This window comes from Gordonibacter sp. (assembly GCF_036667095.1).
In the GTDB taxonomy this organism is placed as follows: domain Bacteria; phylum Actinomycetota; class Coriobacteriia; order Coriobacteriales; family Eggerthellaceae; genus Gordonibacter.
This window is the reverse complement of record NZ_JAVWUP010000223.1, coordinates 1-3,700: the sequence shown is the minus strand read 5'-3', so window position 1 is coordinate 3,700 and position 3,700 is coordinate 1. Positions and strand designations below refer to the sequence as shown.

Here is a 3,700-nt window from a genome sequence, read left to right as displayed (position 1 = left end):
AGCCCGCAATAGCTGGCAAGCTTGTCGTGACTTTTGAAATCGTCGATGCTCACAGTAACGACCAACTGTGCGGCGGTCCTGGGTCCTATGCCTGGAATCGTCTGGAGGTTTGCATAATCGGCGTTGGTTGAAAGGGATTCCTCAATGGCGGTGTGAAGCTCTGCTTCGGCTGCGTTGTCCGAGGTGATTCGTGATGCAAAGTGTTTCACGTAGCGTTTTTCAGCCGCCACCGCTTGCATGCTTGATTTCTCCCCCGAAATCGCGTTCCAGAGCTTATCGCGGTCTTTCCGGCTCGCGCCATGCTTGCGAGAGCAGACGCAGAACTTCTCGCGCCCGGCATCGAGCATGTTCCACGGCCCGCCCATCTCAGAGAGCATCCCGGCGCACCAAGGTGCCGTCATGTCGCAAGCTAGCTCAAAAGAGGGACGGGATTCCAGTAGCCTTGCATGTAGTGCGTTGGCGCAGGCAGTTCTATCCTTTTGCACTTGGGCAAGCTGCGCCGACATGATGCGTGCACCATCCAAATTGGGGTTTTCTTCGGGAACGGGTCTGAGTGTGTGTGGCATTCCGAGCGCCGTCCTCGCGATAACCTGTGCGTCCCGCTCGTCGGTCTTGGCGATGCCGGGGAAGCTCTTCGCCATGCTGTGCTCCACGCTGCCGGGAAGGTAGGCGACCGGCTTGCTTGCAGCTCTCGCGCGGCGCAGGACGAGTGCTCCGATGTTGCGGCGCTGGTCGACGATGACCAGGGTGTCGTCGGGACACCGTGTCATCAGCGTGTCCAGATCGGCCTCGGAGTTGGCGATCCGTCGGCTCAAAAGCACGGTGCCCATCGAATCGAGAGCATAGGCCCAGTGGGTTTCCTTTCCCACGTCGATTCCCAGATAGGCATCGTGTCTGTCGGTGAGCGTTGTGTCCTTGGCGGCCATGGTGGTACCCTTTCACTTGGCTGGCCGTCCAATTCGCCGCCTCTCGGCAACCACATTACTTGGCCGTAGCGCAGTCTGCGCTCGGCAGGTTCCTATCAGCCGGAATGGCGGCGGCCGACCCTCGGTGGCAACACCCCCCGGGCCTTCGTGAGAGGCAGGGGCAAAAGGCCATCCGAGGGCGGCCGGCCAGCGACCCAACGGGCCATAGCTATACTAGATCAAAAGCTGGCTGAGCGTTTGTCTAGCAGGAGCCGCCAAGCCCCTAGCTATGGTTTTGGGCTGATTACTACTGTAATGGGCGCGTATCTCGCTTGCGGTACAATTAGAAATACCCGTTGAGAGGATAGTTTATGCAAGCAACTCAAGCGTCATTTCTCGATATCCTAGGAACAGCGAATACTCAGTTTATTATTCCTGTTTATCAGCGGATGTACTCTTGGCAGCGCAAGGAGTGCGAGGATCTTTGGGAAGATATCGTTCGTGCCGGCCAAGAGGGGAAACCTCACTTTGTTGGTTCGGTTTTGTATATTCCTGAATCCGATGCCACGCTAACCAGCATTAAGAAAATGCTTCTTATCGACGGCCAGCAAAGAATGGCGACATTGTCATTGATTTTGACTGCATTCGTGGAATGTTTAGAAGAAGATGAAACTCGAGCTTCCTTCTTGCAAGATACAAAGATATCTTCCTTGCGGCGAAGCTATCTCTATAACGATATCGATTATGCTGGCAGCTCTAGGTATAAACTTATTCTTTCTCAAGATGATAAAGAAACATTATTTGGCATTGTTGGTGAAGCGGCCTTGCCCGAAGATGGGTCACAACTTCTCATAGATAATTTTGATTACTTTAAGTCCAAGATGCTAGTTCGCGGGTTTAATGCGCAGCAGTTTTGGGTAGGTCTTCGAAATATTCAGGTAATTGATACCCAGCTTGATGCGGGTGTTGATAACGCTCAGCTAATCTTTGAGTCTATGAATTCTAAGGGCAAGGCATTAACGCCTACGGATTTGATACGAAACTATATTTTGATGTCCCTTCCTAACGCGGAGCAGACAAAACTATACGAGGGGTATTGGCGACCGATGGAGCGGCTGTTCGGGCGCAATGGCGATCGGGAGTTTAATGCCTTTATTTGGTATTGGCTGTGGATAAAAGTGCCGTCACGCAAACCAAAGGAAGATGACGCATATACGGAATTCAAGCGTTTTAGAAAGGACATTTTTGAAGGGACAACAGGGGATCTCTTAGCGGAACTTTTGTCCTATGCGAAATGGTACGCGAGCATGTTCTTGGGTAAGGAAACGGATCTTGATCTTTCGCTGCGATTTGGACGAATTTGCGATCTTGATGTAAAGCCAATTCGTCCACTTATGCTGACTCTTTACGCGGCATATGTTGAAGGCGATTTGACGAGAGATGACTTTTTAGAAGTATGTGATGCTATCGAGTCGTTCCTGTTCCGTAGAGCTGTGTGCGGAAGGCTAACGACAGGCCTTAACAACTTCTTTGCGGGTATGTATCGTGATCTGAACCAGCACGTGAATATTGCTCAGTATGTTTGTGCGACACTTTTAATTCACGGTCCAAACATGACTGCATATTTTCCAACAGATAAAGACTTTCAGCAGGCCTTTTCCTCGCGAGATTGTTATTATCGCTTCAGCAAAACCAAGTATTATCTCGAACGACTCGAAAACTCCTATCATCCAAAAGAGCCAATCGATGTAGATGATTACAGCGTTGAGCACATCATGCCTCAAACCATATCTGCTTCGTCAGAGTGGAAGGCTATGCTCGGTGATGATTGGGAAAGAGTACATGAAGAGCTATGTAATTCCTTGGGTAACCTAACATTAACCGGATATAATTCCGAGCTCTCAAATAAGCCATTTATTGATAAGCAAAGCGATTCAGCTACGGGATATAAAATCAGCAGCCTTTCACTTAATCGATCGTTAGCTGAAATGTCTGAGTGGAACCAGGCGACAATCGAAGCCAGGTCTGCCGCTTTGGCAAAAAGAGCCGTGGGTGTCTGGAGGTTTCCGGAAGTTTTGCCTGAGGTGGTAGACCAATATCGTCCGAGCAAAACAACGGGCGAAGAGCCTATCTGGACCATTGAGGATAACCATGCTTGGGTTGCGGTTGGCGGCATTTGTTATGAGTTATTTGAAGCTTTTACTGCCCGCATAGAAGAAGAGCACCCTGACTGGGAGCAGTATGTAACTAAGTTTTATATTGGATACCGAACGAGCGGTAGAAAAATGCATCTTTCAATTCATCCAAGAAAAGGTGATGGCGGACGCCTTGCAATCGGTCTGCCTAAGCCTATCGAAGACCTCGAGGATCCGATACGCATAACGAAAGACAAGAGATCAGCTGGTGGTTTTGGGCCGGGAATGCCGACATTTGTCAACCTTCCCAACACCGGAGAAATCGAGCATGTTATGGCATTGGTCAACCAGTGCTAGAGTGTAATGAAGAAGGTGTTCGTGCGGCGTTGCGGAAGCTGAAATGCGCAGATTTTGTCGAGAGCGGTAATCGGAAAAAAAATCATCAGGAAGGATTATTGATGGGAGCGTATTTTAACGATGTGTTATGCAATTATTGGATAAGGTGCCCGCGCCCCGCCTTTTATCCACAATTTTGATGCCCTCGATCAAGGCTCGGCGTATGCCTTGGTAAACATGGCTATTCAACTGGCAAAACAGGCAAATTGATTTTCGCTATTCGGAGTATAAAAAAGCTTTGAAATAGGCAGTTTTCCTCTTGAG

The 3,700-nt window shown here is 49.7% G+C and carries 2 protein-coding genes; one reads left to right on the top strand and one right to left on the bottom strand.

Annotated features, from left to right (window positions below; genetic code table 11):
• Positions 1-926 (bottom strand): transposase (locus RR842_RS12785; RefSeq protein WP_332729993.1); only part of this gene is annotated, 926 nt, incomplete at its 3' end.
• Between the two features lie 350 nt (positions 927-1,276).
• On the opposite strand from RR842_RS12785, the gene RR842_RS12780 reads away from it, so the two are divergent.
• Positions 1,277-3,397, top strand: a complete 2,121-nt coding sequence (locus tag RR842_RS12780) for a DUF262 and DUF1524 domain-containing protein (RefSeq protein WP_332729991.1) — start codon at positions 1,277-1,279, stop codon at positions 3,395-3,397.
• Positions 3,398-3,700: the final 303 nt, after the last annotated feature.

Excerpts from the sequence above, each read along its gene's own strand:
- RR842_RS12780 (WP_332729991.1), top strand. The coding sequence starts at position 1,277 with ATGCAAGCAACTCAAGCGTCATTTCTCGATATCCTAGGAACAGCGAAT.